The following is a 14,989-nucleotide window of genomic DNA, read 5'->3' as shown; positions in this document are numbered from 1 at the left end:
AGCCCCTTGCAACTGCTGTTGCTCTGCTGCTCGTTCGCCCTGGCCGCCTACGCGGGCGCGCGCCTGCTCGCCGGGGACTGGTTCGGCGTGGCCCTGTGGGTCGTGGGCGCCGCGCTGCTGCACGACCTGGTCCTGCTGCCGCTGTACGCGGCGGCGGACCGGGCGGTGGTGCGGGGGCTCGACGGCATCCGCCGGCGGGAGTGGGCGATGTACGTGCGCGTACCGGCCGCCCTCTCCGGGTTGCTGCTGCTCGTGTGGTTCCCGCTGATCAGCTCCGTGGTGGAGGCGCGCTACCGGTCCGCCACCGGCCTGCCGCCGGAGGTGTTCCTCCCGCGCTGGCTGCTGATCACCGCCGTTCTCTTCGGTGGTTCGGCGCTGCTGCTGGCGGTGCGGCTGCTGCGACTGCGCAGGGCGGCGAAACGCCGTCCGCCCGCCGTCCACTGACCGGCCCGCTCCCAGTCCCGCGCGTACCGGAGCAGCGCGCGGGTGCCGAGCCTGGCCCAGGGGAACGGGGCGCCCGAAGCGGCGTGGGCGTCGGTGATGCGGACGTCCACGCGTTCGTCGACGTCCGCCGGGGCGGTCTCGGCGATCAGCAGACCGCCGGGGCGCAGGAGCTCGGCGACCCGCCGCAGCAGGGCGCACGGGTCGCCGCCGATGCCGATGTTGCCGTCCATGAGCAGCACGGTGTCCCAGCGGCCTTCACCGGGCAGGGGCGCGAAGACGGAGCGCCGCAGCGCCCGGCCCCCGAGCCGGACGCTGTGCTCCACCGCGGCCCCGCTCACGTCGATCCCCAGGGCGGTCCGGCCCCGGGCGGCCAGTTCCGCCACCAGCCGTCCGGGCCCGCACCCCACGTCCAGCACGGCACCCTCGCACCGGTCCAGCACGTCCCGGTCGACCGAGTCGGCCCGGGCGCACCAGCGTTCCACCTCCAGCGGCAGCAGCCAGCCGTCCGGACGCCGCAGGAACAGGGGGCCGCGGCCGGCCCGCAGCGCGGCGTCATAGGGACCGGCGTCCGCCCAGGCCAGGGCGGTGGCGGGTGGGGCGCTCACCGAGGACCCGCCGTCGGTGAGCCAGGCCCGGCGGCCCGGGCCCCGGCCGCCGTGCACCGTGCGAGCCGCGCCGCGAAGCGCCCCCGTGGGGCCAGGGCGGCCACAGCGTGGGCGTCGGGAGCGGTGTCGACGTCGCGCAGGGGCGGCAGGTCGCGCACCCGCAGGCCCGCCGCGACCAGCCGTCCCCGCTGCACCGCACCCGTCTCGGGCGTCGACATGGGCACGCCCCGCAGCAGAGCGGGGTCCGGACACGCCAGTCCCAGGGCCCAGAAGCCGCCGTCCTCGGCCGGGCCGAACCAGGCGTCGCAGCCGGTGAAGTCCACGGTGAGCAGCTCCGGGGTCACCTGAGGGGTGTCCATGCCGATGAGCAGGGCCGGGCCGGTGCAGCGCGCGAAGGCCGCCGCCAGCCGCTCGTCCAGACGGCCCGCGCACTGCGCCACGACGTCGAAGCCGGGCGGCAGCCAGGGGCCGGGGGCACCGTCGAGCACGAGGACGCGCCGGGTGGCGGGCGTGGCGGCCACCGCGTGCAGGGTGTCCGCGAGGGCCGCTTCGGCCAGTGCGGCCGCCTGCTGGGGGGTGAACGGTGGCGTGAGCCGGGTCTTCACCCGGCCCGGCCGCGGCTCCTTGGCGATGACGAGGAGCGTGGTCAACGGGCGGTTCCCCCTTCGTGCGCCGAGCGTTCGTGTGCCGGGGCGTCGTGTGCCGGGGTGTCGTGTGCCGGGGTGTCGTGGGCCGGTGTCTCGTGTGCCGGGGTTTCGGCCAGCACACGGCTCATGTCCCGGACGGCCTGCCACGTACCGCGCCACGTGCCGGTCACCTTCGAGGCACCCGTACGCGGCAGATACGGCACGTCGTGCTCCTCGATCCGCCATCCCGCGTCGGCGGCGCGGACCACCATCTGGAGGGGATAGCCGCTGCGCCGGTCGGTGAGGCCGAGGGCGAGCAGCGGTTCACGGCGGGCGGCGCGCAGGGGGCCGAGGTCGCGCAGACGCAGCCCGGTGCGCCGGCGCAGCATCCGCGCCAGGGCGAGGTTGCCGGCCCGGGCATGCGGCGGCCAGGCGCCCCGCCCCTGCGGACGCCGCCGTCCGAGCACCAGGTCGGCCCGGCCCGCGCGCACTTCGCGCACGAACGGGACCAGCAGAGCGGGGTCGAGGGAGGCGTCGCAGTCGCAGAAGCACACCACCTCGGCGGTGGCGGCGGTCAGCCCGGTGTGGCAGGCCGCGCCGAAGCCCCGCCGCGGCTCGTGCAGCACGGTCGCGCCCCGCGCGCGGGCGATGTCGGCCGAGCCGTCCGTGGAACCGTTGTCGACGACGAGTGCGCGCCAGCCCGGCGGAATCCGTTCGAGCACCCAGGGAAGGGCCTCGGCCTCGTTCAGGCAGGGCAGCACCACGTCGACGTCCGAAGGTGTCGTCGTCACGGTCTCACCCTACGAACGCGAATCGGGCATACCGGACCACCGGTCCTTACGAAACGCGGACGTCGGAGGCCGGAGCGGTTCCGGGACCCCCGCCGAGGGCGGGGCGGTGCAAGGCTGGAGACATGCAGCAACAGCCGTACGAGCCCCTCCGCCCCGGGGCCGGGTCTCCCAGGGTCCTGGTCGTGGACGACGATCCGACCGTCGCCGAGGTTGTCGCCGGGTACCTGGACCGCGCCGGTTACACCGTCGACCGGGCCGACGACGGCCCGGCCGCCCTCACCCGTGCCGCCGCGCACCGCCCCGACCTGGTCGTACTCGACCTGATGCTGCCGGGCATGGACGGCCTGGAGGTGTGCCGGCGGATCCGCGGCGACGGGCCCGTGCCCGTCATCATGCTCACCGCCCGCGGCGACGAGGACGACCGCATTCTGGGCCTGGAGGTCGGTGCCGACGACTACGTCACCAAGCCCTTCAGCCCTCGCGAACTCGTCCTGCGCGTCGAGTCGGTGCTGCGCCGCAGCCGCCCCGCCGGCACCGGGAGCCGACTGGGAGCGGCCGGCCTGACCGTGGAGCCGGCGGCTCGCCGGGCCACCAAGAACGGCACCGAACTCGCCCTCACCCTGCGCGAGTTCGATCTGCTCTCCTTCTTCCTGCGGCACCCGGGGCGGGCCTTCGGCCGCGAGGACCTGATGCGCGAGGTCTGGGGGTGGGACTTCGGCGACCTGTCGACCGTCACGGTCCACGTCCGCCGACTGCGCGGCAAGGTCGAGGACGATCCGGCCCGGCCCCGCCTGATCCAGACCGTGTGGGGCGTGGGCTACCGCTTCGACCCCACGGGAGAGGAAGCCGGGCCGTGAGCGACACCCTCCTGATCGCCCTGTACGCCTTCGCCGGTGCCGCCGCCACCGGTCTGGCCGGAGCGGGCGTACTGCGTCTGATCCGCCGCCGTTCGCTGACGGTCTCCCTCGCCGTGGTGGCGGCGGTCGGGGTCGTCGCGATGCTCGCCGGCACCCTCGCCGTCGCCTGGGCGATGTTCCTGTCGGCGCACGACCTCACCGTCGTCACCACGGTCGTCGCCATGGCGGCGGTCGTCTCGCTGGCGACGGCCCTGCTGCTGGGCCGGTGGGTGGTCGCCCGCAGCCGTGAACTCGCCGTGGCCGCACGCTCCTTCGGGGACGGCGGCGACTTCGCCGCACCCGACGGGCCCGCCACCGCCGAACTCTCCGCGCTGAGCCGGGAGCTGGCGGCCACCAGCGCCAGGCTGGCCGAGTCCCGGGAACGGGAACGCGCCCTGGAGGCCTCCCGCCGCGAACTCGTCGCCTGGATCTCCCACGACCTGCGCACTCCGCTGGCCGGTCTGCGTGCCATGTCGGAGGCTCTGGAGGACGGCGTCGCCGCCGACCCGAACCGCTATCTCCGGCAGATGCGCACCGAGGTCGAACGTCTCAACGACATGGTCGGCGACCTCTTCGAGCTCTCCCGCATCCACGCCGGGACCCTGGCGCTGACGCCCACCCGGATCTCCCTCTACGACCTCGTCGGCGACGCACTCGCCGGCGTCGACCCCCTCGCCCGCGAGTACGGCGTGCGGCTGGTGGGCGGCCGCATCGAGCCGGTGCCGGTCGAGGTGGACGGCAAGGAGATGAGCCGGGTACTGGGCAACCTGCTGGTCAACGCGATCCGCCGGACCCCGGCCGACGGCACGGTCGCCATCGCCGCCGAGCGTTCGCCCGAGGGCGTCGTCCTGTCCGTGACGGACGCCTGCGGCGGTATCCCGGAGGAGGACCTGCCGCGCGTCTTCGACACCGGCTGGCGCGGCACACACGCCCGGACGCCCCCGGCGGGCGCGGGCCTGGGCCTCGCCATCGTCCGCGGCATCGTGGAAGCCCACCAGGGCCGGACCGGCGTACGCAACATCCCCGGCGGGTGCCGCTTCGAGGTGGTGCTCCCGGCGGCGGCGTCCTGAGCGCGGCCGGGCCGCCCGACCTGTCTCTCGCTCGTCCCCGCGGGCCGTCATGTCCTGCGTGCGGCCGCAGCCGCCGGGTCTGTCCTGGCGTCCGCGCCGGTGGCCGTGGCCTGCGCGCGGCCGCAGCCACCGGTGCTCGACTCGCGGGCGTGCCTGGCCGCTGCAGGTCCTGCGCGCGGCCGCGCGCACGGGTCCCGCGCGGCCGCGTCCTGGACCCGGCCCGAAGCCGCCCGTCCCTATCCCTCGCGCATCCCCGCCTGTGCGAACTCCCGCACGCCCTCCTCGAAGCCGACCTCGGGCTTCCATCCCAGCTCCGCCCGCAGCCGGGAGGAGTCCGCGGTGATGTGCCGGACGTCCCCGAGCCGGTACTCACCCGTGACGACCGGTTCGGGCCCGCCGTGCGCGACGGCCAGGGCCCGGGCCATCTCGCCCACGGTGTGCGGGTCGCCGCTGCCGGCGTTGTAGGCGGTCAGCGCGCCGGGAGCCGTGGCCCCGGCCTCCAGTGCCACGGCGTTCGCCGCCGCCACGTCCCGCACGTGCACGAAGTCCCTGCGCTGCCGCCCGTCCTCGAAGACCCGGGGGGCCTCGCCCCTGGCGAGCGCCGAGCGGAAGAAGGAGGCGACACCGGCGTAGGGAGTGTCCCGGGGCATGCCCGGCCCGTACACGTTGTGGTAGCGCAGCGACACCGCCGACCCACCGGTGCAGCGGGCCCAGGCGGCGGCCAGGTGTTCCTGGGCGAGCTTGGTCGTCGCGTACACGTTCCGCGGGTCGGCCGGGGCGTCCTCGTGGACCAGGCCGGGGGAGAGGTCCTGCCCGCACGCGGGGCACACGGGCTCGAACCGGCCCGCGCCGAGATCGGCGACGGTCCGCGGCCCGGGCCTGACCACCCCGTGCCGTGCGCACACGTACCGTCCCTCCCCGTAGACGACCATCGACCCGGCGAGCACGAGGGTGCGTACTCCTGCCTCCGCCATGGCCGCGAGCAGTACGGCCGTCCCCAGGTCGTTGTGCGAGACGTAGTCCGCCGCGTCGGCGACGCCGTCGCCGAGCCCGACCTTCGCGGCCTGGTGGCACACGGCGTCCACACCGGCCAGGGCGCGGCCCACCGCCGCCGGGTCCCGGACGTCGGCCGCGGGATCCTCCCGCACGTCGAACACGATCGCCTCGTGCCCCCGCTCCCGCAGGGCGGTGACCACGTGGGACCCGATGAATCCGGCACCGCCGGTGACCAGTACGCGCATACGGGCACGCTAGGCGCTCACCGGTCCCGCACCGCGTTGAGCACGGCCGTACGTCATGACTCCGTAAGACGTGCACGGGTGCGCCGAACCGCAGCAAAAGGGGCATGATGCGAGATTCTGCCCGCATGACAGCATCCTCCGCACCCGATGCGGCCCACCGCTTCGACGACCTGACCGCCCTCTACATCAACTGCACCCTCAAACCGTCCCCGCAGCGCAGCCACACCCAGGGCCTGATCGACAAGAGCCGGTCGATCATGGAGGGGGCGGGAGTGACCACGGAGCTGATCCGTGCCGTCGACCACGACATCGCACCCGGCGTCTACCCGGACATGACCGAGCACGGCTTCGCCTCGGACGTCTGGCCGGCGCTGTACGAGAGGGTCATGGCGGCGGACATCCTGGTCCTGGCCGGGCCGATCTGGCTGGGCGACAACAGCTCCGTCACCAAGCAGGTCATCGAGCGCCTCTACGCCTGCTCCTCGCTGCTCAACTCCCAAGGGCAGTACGCCTACTACGGCCGGGTCGGCGGTTGTCTCATCACCGGCAACGAGGACGGCATCAAGCACTGTGCGATGAACGTGCTCTACAGCCTCCAGCATCTCGGCTACACGATCCCGCCCCAGGCGGACGCCGGCTGGATCGGCGCGGCCGGCCCGGGGCCGTCGTACCTGGACCCGGACTCGGGCGGCCCGGAGAACGACTTCACCAACCGCAACACCAGTTTCATGACCTGGAACCTGATGCACATCGCGGCTCTGCTGAAGCGCGCCGGAGGCGTCCCCGCCCACGGCAACCAGCGCTCGCAGTGGGACGCCGGCTGCCGTCCGGGCGCGGACAACCCCGAGCACCGCTGACCGGTCGGGCCGGCCCGGCTGGGCAACACCGGACGCCGCTGCGGCTGACTCCGAGGCGGCCGCCCCTCAGGTCTTGCGGGGCGGGAACTCGGTCTCCTTCGCCGTGATGATGCGGGCGCCCATGTTGAGCTCCATCATCTCCAGGGCGGCGGAGGCCAAGTGGGGGTGGATGGAGGCGACGGCGTCCCTCGGCACCGTCACCTCCAGGTGACGGATGTGCGCGTCCAGCGCGGAGTACAGGACGCACTGCTCGGTGACCTGGCCGGTCAGCACCACGTGTCCGACGTCCAGGCTCCACAGCAGGTAGGACAGGGGCGTCTCGAAGAAGACCGAGTGGCGGGCCTTCATCACGAACAGCGACCGGTCGTCGGGCCGGATGGGCTCGATCAGGTGGGCGTTCGGCTGGGACAGCGCCGCGTCCAGCAGCTCTCCGTGGTGCGAACGCCACCGGCCGAAGTTGTCGTTCACGTAGATCACGGGAGCGTCCGCCTCGCGGGCCCGGCCGAGCAGCTCCGTCAGGACGGGCACGACCGGCTCGACGGACGGCAGGAGAAGCTCGGCGTCCTCGTGATCGTAGGTGTTGATCATGTCGATCACGATCAGAGCCGACCGCTTCGGGTCCGCGCCTCGTTCCATGTCCTTCACCGTGCCTCCGGTGCCGTCACTCATGGGATCCGGTGCGTTGCGTTCGATGGGGAAGTCGGAGCATCGGATCTCCCGAGTGGAGCGTGTGGTACGGGTGCCGGGAACGTACTGCTGAGTACCCGGCGGCGCGGCGCGCGTAACGGACCCGCTCAGACCTACTTGACGGCGCCCGCGGTCAGGCCCTTGCGCCAGAAGCGCTGGAGGCTGATGAAGGCGACGAGCAGAGGGATCAGCGACAGGAACGCACCGGTGATCGGCAGCAGCGGCGGCACGCCGTTGGCGAACTCCGAGCGCCACTGCACCAGGCCCACCGTCACAGGCAGTCGTGAGGGGGAGTTGAGCATGAGCGAGGGCAGCAGGTAGTTGTTCCAGATACCGACGAACTGGAACAGGAAGACGGTCACCAGCGCCGGGGCCATCAGCGGCAGGGCGATCCCGAAGAAGGTGCGCTGCTCGCCCGCTCCGTCGAGTCGTGCGGCCTCCAGCAGTTCGCCCGGAACGGACGCCGCGGCGAAGATCCGGCACAGGTAGACGCCGAACGGGCTGACGCAGCTGGGCAGCAGCACCGACCAGTACGAGTTGGTGAGGTCGAGCTTGGCCATGAGCAGGAACAACGGCAGGGCGAACATCGGCGCCGGGACGAGAACCGAGGCGAGGATGACGTTGAACACGCCCTCCCGGCCGCGGAAGCTGAACTTGGACAGCGCGTAGCCGGCCATCGCGGACAGCAGGGTGCTGACGGTCGCGCCGACGAGGCTGTACAGCGCGCTGTTGGCGAGCCAGGTGGAGAAGATCCCGCCCTCGAAGCTGAACACGGTCTTGATGTTGGCGACCAGGTCGAAATGGGAGAACCACAGCGGCGTACCGGTGTAGAGGTAACCCGAGCCCTTGGTCGCGGAGACGAACAGCCACCACAGCGGGATCAGCGTGTACAGGGCCATCAGGCCCAGCACCCCGTTGACGGCGACCTTGCTCGCGATGTCGGGGCCGCGGCGGCCCGTGCGGGTCGGCCGGCCGGCCTGGATCACGCTCATGCCATCGCTCCCTTGCGCTGGGTGTACTTGAGGAATCCGAACGAGAGCACGAGGGTGATCAGCGCGAGCACGACGGACTCTGCGGCGGCCAGGTTCTGGTCGCCCAGGTCCATGCCCAGAGTCGTGTTCATGATCGGCGAGAACTTCGGTGAGACGCCCGGGATGCGGGCACCGACCAGCACCGCCGGCTCGGTGTACAGCTGCGCCGTCCCGATGATGGAGAAGACCGTGGTCAGCACCAGCGCGGGACGCACGAGCGGGATCTTCACCTGCCACGCCAGCCGCCATCCGGTGCAGCCGTCGAGCGCGGCGGCCTCCATCACCTCGGCGGGGATCGTCTGCAGCGCGGAGTAGATGATCAGCATGTTGTAGCCGGTCCAGCCCCACGTGATCATGTTCCCGATCGAGACCGGGACCCATGACGGCGACAGGAAGTCGGTGGTGATCCCGATGTGGGACAGCGGTCCGGTGAACGGCGACAGGCTCTTCGCCAGGAGGAACGACCACATCACCGCGGCGATCGCACCGGGCAGCGCGTAGGGCAGGAAGAACGCGAGCCGGAAGGTCTTGCGCAGCCGGGCCGAGCGGGAGTCCAGCAGCAGCGCGAGCAGCAGGGCCAGGCCGAGCATGACCGGGACCTGGACGCAGCCCAGCAGCACGACCCGGATGATCGACGCGATGAAGTCGTGGTCGCCGAAGGCGGCGGCGTAGTTGGACAGTCCCGCGAACTGTGTGGACTGCGTGCCGCCGAACAGCCCGGTGCGGCGGACGGTGAAGAAGCTCTGGTAGACCGCGTAGCAGATCGGCGCGATCATCATGGTCAGGAAGAGCACCGCGAACGGCGCCAGGAAACCCGTCGCGGTCAACGCGGTACGGCGTCCGGTGCCGCGCCGACGCCGACCGGCAGGGGGAGTCCGGGGGGTGGCCGCGGGTACCGGCCGCGGCGGTGACGCGGTCGGGGCGCTGCTGGGACTGCTCATGGAAGAAACCTCGCTGGGCGGTGCGTCGTCGGGGAGCGGGTGCCCGCGGCGCCGGGTACGGGCGGCCGCGGGAACCCTTCGGGGTCGGCTGAAGTCCCGCTTGCTCAGCCGCCGGTGACCGACAGCCCGAGCTGCTTGATCGCGGCGACCGTCGAGGCCTGGACCTTGGTGACCGCAGCGGGCAGGGTGCCCTGGCCGATGGCGGTGGTGAAGTCGGTCTGGACCTGCTGGTAGGTCGGGCCGTTGGTCCAGGTGGTGGGCACCTGCGCCGCTGAGGCCTTGTACAGCTCGCCGACCTTCTGACCGCCGAAGTAAGGGTCGCCCCCCGCGAGCGAGGGGTCGTTCTGCCCGGCCTTCGACGCCGGGTACAGGCCGCCGACGGTGATGCCGGTGCTCACGGCCTTCGGGTCGGAGGACAGGAACGCGGCGAACCGCTCGGCTTCGCGGGGGCTCTTGCAGCCGGTCATCACCGAGGTGGCCGAGCCGCCGTTGCTGGCGCTCTTGCCGTCGCCGGCGCTCCAGGTCGGCATCGGGGCGACCGCCCACTTGCCGGACTGGTCCTTCAGGTCGGACTTCAGGCCGCCGGCGGCCCAGGCCGCGTTGACGAACGTCAGCACCTTGCCCTCTTCGGCGGCCTTGTTGAACTGCGGGTCCCAGGCGTTGCCGGTCTTCGTCACCAGACCCTTGTCCTTCAGGCCCTGCCAGTAGGCGGCGACCTTCCGTGTGCCGGGGTTGTCGATGCTGACGGTCCAGCTGTCCCCGTGGGTCGAGTACCAGGACTTGCCGGTCTGCAGGCTGAAGGCCGCCAGATCGTTGCCGTCGCCGGGCGCGGTGCCGAACTTCACGCTCGGGTCGGCGGCTGCGACCTTCTCGGCGTCGGCCTTGTACGCGGCCCAGGTCGCCGGCGGCTTGGTGATGCCGTACTTGGCGAACAGGTCCTTGCGGTAGAAGAGGACCATCGGGCCGACGTCCACCGGGACGCCGTAGATCTTGCCGCCGACGCTGGAGGCCGAGACGGCCGACGGGACGTACTTGGCCATGTCGGCCTTCGCGTACTGCGTGATGTCCATGACCGTGTTCTTCACGAGCATCGACGGGAGGGTGCCGTACTCGATCTGGGCCAGGCACGGTCCCTTGCCGGCGGTGATCGCGTTGGTGATCTGGGTGTAGCCGCCCTTGCCGCCCGACGGGATCTTCTTGAAGGTGACCTTGCTGTCCGGGTGGGCGGCGTTCCACTGGTCGACGATCTTGTCGTAGCCGGGGGCCCAGCCCCAGAACTCCATGCTCACCGGCCCGCTGTCGGCAGGGCCGTCGCCGGGGGTGCTCGCGGCGCCGCCGCACGCGCTGAGGCCGGCCGTGAGCAGCGCCGCGGTGGCCAGCGTCAGGACTCTGCGGGTGCGTATGGTGGTGCTGTCCATGTGAGGAAACCTTCTGTGACAGGGAGAGGACTTACTGGATGGCCGGTGGGCGGGCGTGCAGGCCTGCCTACCGGCCGGTGCCGAACTCCAGGCCGAACGCGGTGGGGACCGCGGCCAGGACGCTCGGTGCCGACGGACCCGGGCCGCAGGCAGTGCTGCCCAGGCCGTGGTGCGCGTGGTCGAGGTGCAGATGGAGTCTGCCGTCGCGGACCAGGTCGTGCTGGTGGGCCGCGGCGGCCAGGGCTTCGGTACTCCAGGGACGGACGGTCAGGTCGATGACCGGGTCGCCGGTGATGAGCAGAGTGCCGCCCGGCGCGGTGATCCTGGCGTGGCGGACCTGGTGGCGGTTGCCGTTCTCCTGCGGGCGGACCTGCGGGATCTGCATCGCCGAGACGGTCGACCGGTGGCGGCCGACGCGAGCCGCGGCACGGGAGTCGCGGTACGCCTCACCGGGGCCGGGACCGAACCACTCGACGTCGGCGTCGGTGCCGGGCAGCGACATCGCGACTCCCAGCCGGGGCAGCGGCACCGGCCATGAGCCGTAGGGGGTGACGACTGCTTCCAGCCGGAGCCGGGTCCGATCCGCGTCCGCTGTGTCGCAGGCCGTCCAGCGGTAGACCACGCCGAGCCCGGAGGAGGACCCGGCGGCGGCCAGCCGGGCGGTGACCGTGAGCCCCGACGCGTCGGGCTCGACACCCAGGACGTCGTGGCGCATCCGGTGCAGTCCGGCGGCGAACCAGGCGGGGGCCTGCGGCTCGCCGAAGGCGTTGAGCAGGTCGTTGTCGATCGGGGCCCGCCAGATGTCCAGCCTAGGACCGTCGAGCTCCAGGTCGCCGAGCCGGGTCAGCACTCCGCTGCGGGCGTCGAACCGCGCTGGACCCAGGGCGATGTGGTCGACGTGCGCGACCGCAGGCGCCGGCGTGAAGGGGGCGGGCGAGGCGGCCGGTGCCCCGACCGGCCCCTGCGCCCAGGCGATCTCGTGGCCGGCCACGGCCCAGGTCTCGTCGGCGGCGAGCACCGCGGTCACGGTCAGCCACACCTCGTGGCCGGAGTCGTTCTCGCGCGCCGCTTCGAGCGCGGTCGCGAGGTCGGCGGGCCATGCGACGGTGGTCGTCGCGCCCGGAGCGGTCGCGGGCACGCTCAGGCCGCCGGAGCCCGCCGGCTCACCGCCGTCCTCGACGCTCCATCGGAAGTCCAGGTAGCCGCTGTCGCGGACGTGGTGCAGGTTGTGCACGCTGATCCGCCGCGTGGCCGGGTCGATGTGGATCCGGACCGGTTCGATGACCTTCTTGTACTCCGCCAGGCCCGGCGACGGCGTGCGGTCGGGGAAGAGCAGCCCGTCGGCCACGAAATTGCCGTCGTGGACCTCCTCGCCGAAGTCCCCGCCGTAGGCGTAGAACGAGTGGAGGGCCTCCTGTCCGGTGTCCTCCTGTCCGGTGTCCTCCTGTCCGGTGTCCGCCTGCCCGGTGAGCCGGGCGATCCCGTGGTCGATCCACTCCCAGACGAATCCACCGGCCAGGCGCGGATGTGCCTCGATGACCTGCTGGTACTCGGACAGCCCGCCGGGGCCGGTGCCCATGGCGTGTCCGTATTCGCACAGCACGGCCGGCAGGGCGCGGCGGTGCGCGTCGTCGGCCGGATCAGCCGTCGGTGCCTCCTGGCGGCGTCCCACGGCGGCCAGCTCGTCCACACCGATGTACATGCGGGAGTACAGGTCGACGTACGCGCAGCTCGCGAAGTCGCCCTCGTAGTGGATCAGGCGGCTGTCGTCGCGCTGCCGGATCCACTCGGCCGCGGAGGCCAGGTTGGCTCCGGTGCCGGACTCGTTCCCCAGTGACCAGACGATGACCGAGGGGTGGTTCTTGTCGCGTTCCACCAGCCGCGCGGCCCGGTCCAGGTAGGCCTCGCGCCATGTGGGGTCGTCGCTGGGATTGCGCAGCCAGCCGCCGGGTTCAAAGCCGTGCGTCTCGAGGTCGCCCTCGCAGAACACCCACAGGCCGTGCTCGTCGCACAGGTCCAGGAAGCGGTGGTCGGGCGGGTAGTGGCTGGTGCGCACCGCGTTGATGTTGTGCTGCTTCATGAGCAGCACGTCGCTCACCATGGTGTCCTCGGTCAGGGTCCGCCCGGTCAGCGGATGCCATTCGTGGCGGTTGACGCCCCGCAGGGAGATCGGCTTGCCGTTCGCGGTCAGGACGCCGTCCACGACGGCCACGGTGCGAAAGCCGATGCGCAGCGGTATCCGCTCCCCGGCTTCGGAGACCAGTTCGCCCGTGTACAGGCGCGGCTGCTCGTCCGACCAGGGCTCGATGCCGTCGATCACGTGCGGACCGGCCGGATCGGCGGAGGATATGCCGAGCTCGGGCACCGACAGGGACACCGGGGTGGGGGCGGTGACGTCGACGGCCAGGGTGCCCCGACCCGTCGTGTGGTCGTAGGCGGTGTGGACGAAGAAGTCCTCGACACCCCGGGCGGCCACGGACACCGACCGGAAGATCCCGGACAGCCACCACATGTCCTGGTCTTCCAGGTAGCTGCCGGACGACCACTGGTGCACGCGGACCGCGAGTACGTTCCGGCCGGGCCGCAGAACCGCGGAGACGTCGAACTCGGTGGTCAGCCGACTGCCCTTGCCGTCGCCGAGCCGGATTCCGTTGAGCCACACCGCGAACGCGGAGTCGACGCCCTCGAACCGGAGCACCGCGGTCGACGCCGGGAACCCGTCCGGCACGTCGAACCCGCGGCGGTACTCGCCGGTCGGGTTCTGCCGAGGCACCCGCGGCGGGTCGACCGGGAACGGGTACAGGATGTTGGTGTAGGCCGGAGCACCGTAGCGCGGCTCGCCGGGCAGGCCCGTCATCTGCCAGCAGGAGGGCACGGCGAGCAGGTCCCAGGCGGTGTCGTCGAAGTCAGGAGCGGCGAAGTCCCCGGTGAGGTCGTCCAGTCCGGACGCCAGTCGGAATCTCCAGTCGCCGTCGAGCACGATCGCGGGCAGGCCGGAAGCGAACGCGGCGCGCGGCCGCAGCCGTCCGGTGCCCGGCGACCGGTCTTCGACGTAGGCGTGCGGGCCGAGGTCTTTCATCAGTGGAGGTGCTTTCTGTCGTGAAGCGTGGAGGCCGAAGGCGCGGAGGTCGTGGGAAACCGGCAGGGCAGGACTCACCGCGGGATCTTCGGGGGTGACGTGAAGGCCGAGCGTTGCCAGGTGCTATCCGGCCGCCCGGGGCGGGGCGCTGCTGTCGCGGACGGTCAGGGCCGGGCGCAGCAGCGAGATGACGTTGGTCGGCGGCCGGCCGGAGTCGACGGCGCGCAGCAGCAGCTCGACGGCCTGCTGGGCCATCTCCCGCTTCGGGAAGGTGATCGTGGTCAGCGCCGGCTGGATCTGTCCGACCTGGGCGATGTCGTCGAAGCCGACGACGCTGACGTCGCCGGGGACGCGCTGCCCGGACCGGACCACCGCCTCGACGGCACCTACGGCCAGGATGTCGTGAGTGGCGAAGATCGCCGTCAGCTCCGGGTCCGCCTCCAGCGCGGCACGGCCCGCGGCGAACCCGCCGGCGGCGTCGTCTCTGGTGCAGGCGAATACCTTGCTCTCGTCGATGCTCAGACCGTCGTCGGCGAACGCCCGGCGCAACCCGCGCACACGCGGCGCGTGCGAGGGGAGATCGGCGATCACCGCGACGTTGTGGTGACCGAGATCCCTCAGGTGGCGCCCGGCCAGGTACCCGGCGTGCTCGTAGTCGATGGACACCACCGGCAGCGTGGTCGGGGGGTCCCCCTCCCAGGCGAACAGCGCGACCGGGAAGGCGGCCTCGGTGAGCATCGGCAGTTGCTGCGCGACGCCCTTGTCCCCGGCCACCAGCAGTGCGTCGACCGAGCGCGCGGCGAGGTTCTCCAGATGGATCCGGGTGTAGCCGGGATCGTCGCGGGTCGTGGCCAGCAGCAGGTTGTATCCGTGGCCGACCAGCACGTTCTCGACCTCTTCGACCACCTCCGAATAGAACGGGTTGGCCACCGAGGGCACGAACAGCCCCACCGTCGACGTGCTGCCGGTTCTCAGCGAGCGCGCGACCAGGTTCGGCTTGTAGCCGAGCTCGGCGATCGCCGTGTTCACCCTCGCCAGGGTCTCCGGCCGCACCTTCTTGCCGGACACCACGTTCGAGACGGTCTGCTTGGCGACACCCGCCCGGGCGGCCACCTCCGCCATCGTCACCACGGGCGCACCCCCAGAACATGTATCGATCCACGTAAGTGGCGTCAGCGTAGGTCGGGGGGCGCAACAGAGCAAGCCTTCGCCGAAAGGTCGTGATCCAGCGGTTACCGGCATGCGGCAAGAACAGTGCACGTCGCACCCGGGTTTGCCCCTGAAGAGCGGTTGAAGCGTTGAC

At 72.1% G+C, this 14,989-nt stretch carries 13 protein-coding genes; 3 read left to right on the top strand and 10 right to left on the bottom strand.

The genetic code is table 11. The annotated features are described in order from the left end of the window. Positions 1–290: 290 nt before the first annotated feature. From AB0F04_RS16365 to AB0F04_RS16355, 3 genes are read right to left on the bottom strand one after another with little or no spacing between them, the layout of a single operon-like run. Positions 291–1,049 (bottom strand): methyltransferase domain-containing protein, encoded by a 759-nt coding sequence (locus AB0F04_RS16365; protein WP_362042048.1) that lies wholly within the window; start codon positions 1,047–1,049, stop codon positions 291–293. Continuing rightward, a complete protein-coding gene (locus AB0F04_RS16360; protein WP_362042046.1) occupies positions 1,046–1,699 on the bottom strand; it encodes a DUF2064 domain-containing protein in 654 nt (217 codons plus the stop codon). Before AB0F04_RS16360 ends, AB0F04_RS16365 begins: the two co-directional genes overlap by 4 nt. Continuing rightward, complete coding sequence (locus AB0F04_RS16355; RefSeq protein WP_362042044.1) at positions 1,696–2,466, bottom strand: glycosyltransferase family 2 protein; 771 nt, start codon at positions 2,464–2,466, stop codon at positions 1,696–1,698. The genes AB0F04_RS16360 and AB0F04_RS16355 overlap by 4 nt, the downstream gene beginning before the upstream one ends. A gap of 122 nt (positions 2,467–2,588) precedes the next feature. Here AB0F04_RS16355 and AB0F04_RS16350 point away from each other — a divergent pair, with 122 nt between their 5' ends. After that, positions 2,589–3,323 carry a response regulator transcription factor gene (locus AB0F04_RS16350; RefSeq protein WP_362042041.1) on the top strand — a complete coding sequence of 245 codons (735 nt, stop codon included), beginning with the start codon at positions 2,589–2,591 and terminating at the stop codon, positions 3,321–3,323. After that, positions 3,320–4,432 (top strand): HAMP domain-containing sensor histidine kinase, encoded by a 1,113-nt coding sequence (locus AB0F04_RS16345; protein WP_362042038.1) that lies wholly within the window; start codon positions 3,320–3,322, stop codon positions 4,430–4,432. The genes AB0F04_RS16350 and AB0F04_RS16345 overlap by 4 nt, the downstream gene beginning before the upstream one ends. 236 nt (positions 4,433–4,668) lie before the next feature. Here AB0F04_RS16345 and AB0F04_RS16340 read toward each other — a convergent pair whose 3' ends face one another. After that, positions 4,669–5,673, bottom strand: coding sequence for an NAD-dependent epimerase/dehydratase family protein (locus AB0F04_RS16340; protein WP_362042037.1), 1,005 nt, complete (start codon positions 5,671–5,673; stop codon positions 4,669–4,671). A 125-nt stretch (positions 5,674–5,798) separates the two neighbouring features. Here AB0F04_RS16340 and AB0F04_RS16335 point away from each other — a divergent pair, with 125 nt between their 5' ends. Beyond that, positions 5,799–6,530 carry a flavodoxin family protein gene (locus tag AB0F04_RS16335; RefSeq protein WP_362042034.1) on the top strand — a complete coding sequence of 244 codons (732 nt, stop codon included), beginning with the start codon at positions 5,799–5,801 and terminating at the stop codon, positions 6,528–6,530. A gap of 66 nt (positions 6,531–6,596) precedes the next feature. Here AB0F04_RS16335 and AB0F04_RS16330 read toward each other — a convergent pair whose 3' ends face one another. The 6 genes from AB0F04_RS16330 to AB0F04_RS16305 all read right to left on the bottom strand — a co-directional run bounded on the left by AB0F04_RS16330 (position 6,597) and on the right by AB0F04_RS16305 (position 14,808). Further along, entirely contained in the window at positions 6,597–7,166 is a 570-nt protein-coding gene (locus AB0F04_RS16330; protein WP_362042031.1) for an isochorismatase family cysteine hydrolase, read from the bottom strand. Positions 7,167–7,330: 164 nt separating this feature from the next. Continuing rightward, on the bottom strand, positions 7,331–8,209 hold the full coding sequence (locus tag AB0F04_RS16325; protein ID WP_362042029.1) for a carbohydrate ABC transporter permease: 879 nt from the start codon (positions 8,207–8,209) through the stop codon (positions 7,331–7,333). Continuing rightward, positions 8,206–9,075, bottom strand: a complete 870-nt coding sequence (locus AB0F04_RS16320) for a sugar ABC transporter permease (protein ID WP_362042027.1) — start codon at positions 9,073–9,075, stop codon at positions 8,206–8,208. The genes AB0F04_RS16325 and AB0F04_RS16320 overlap by 4 nt, the downstream gene beginning before the upstream one ends. Positions 9,076–9,293: 218 nt before the next feature. Further along, positions 9,294–10,607, bottom strand: coding sequence for a sugar ABC transporter substrate-binding protein (locus tag AB0F04_RS16315; RefSeq protein ID WP_362042025.1), 1,314 nt, complete (start codon positions 10,605–10,607; stop codon positions 9,294–9,296). Positions 10,608–10,674: 67 nt separating this feature from the next. Next, positions 10,675–13,686, bottom strand: coding sequence for a glycoside hydrolase family 2 TIM barrel-domain containing protein (locus AB0F04_RS16310; protein ID WP_362042022.1), 3,012 nt, complete (start codon positions 13,684–13,686; stop codon positions 10,675–10,677). Between the two features lie 123 nt (positions 13,687–13,809). Next, positions 13,810–14,808 carry a LacI family DNA-binding transcriptional regulator gene (locus AB0F04_RS16305; RefSeq protein WP_362042790.1) on the bottom strand — a complete coding sequence of 333 codons (999 nt, stop codon included), beginning with the start codon at positions 14,806–14,808 and terminating at the stop codon, positions 13,810–13,812. Between the last annotated feature and the right edge of the window lie 181 nt (positions 14,809–14,989).

The sequence above is a fragment of the Streptomyces sp. NPDC029041 genome, from assembly GCF_040637515.1.
Taxonomy (GTDB): Bacteria; Actinomycetota; Actinomycetes; order Streptomycetales; family Streptomycetaceae; genus Streptomyces.
Note: the sequence above shows the minus strand (reverse complement) of the source record. Positions and strands in the feature narration are given on the sequence as shown.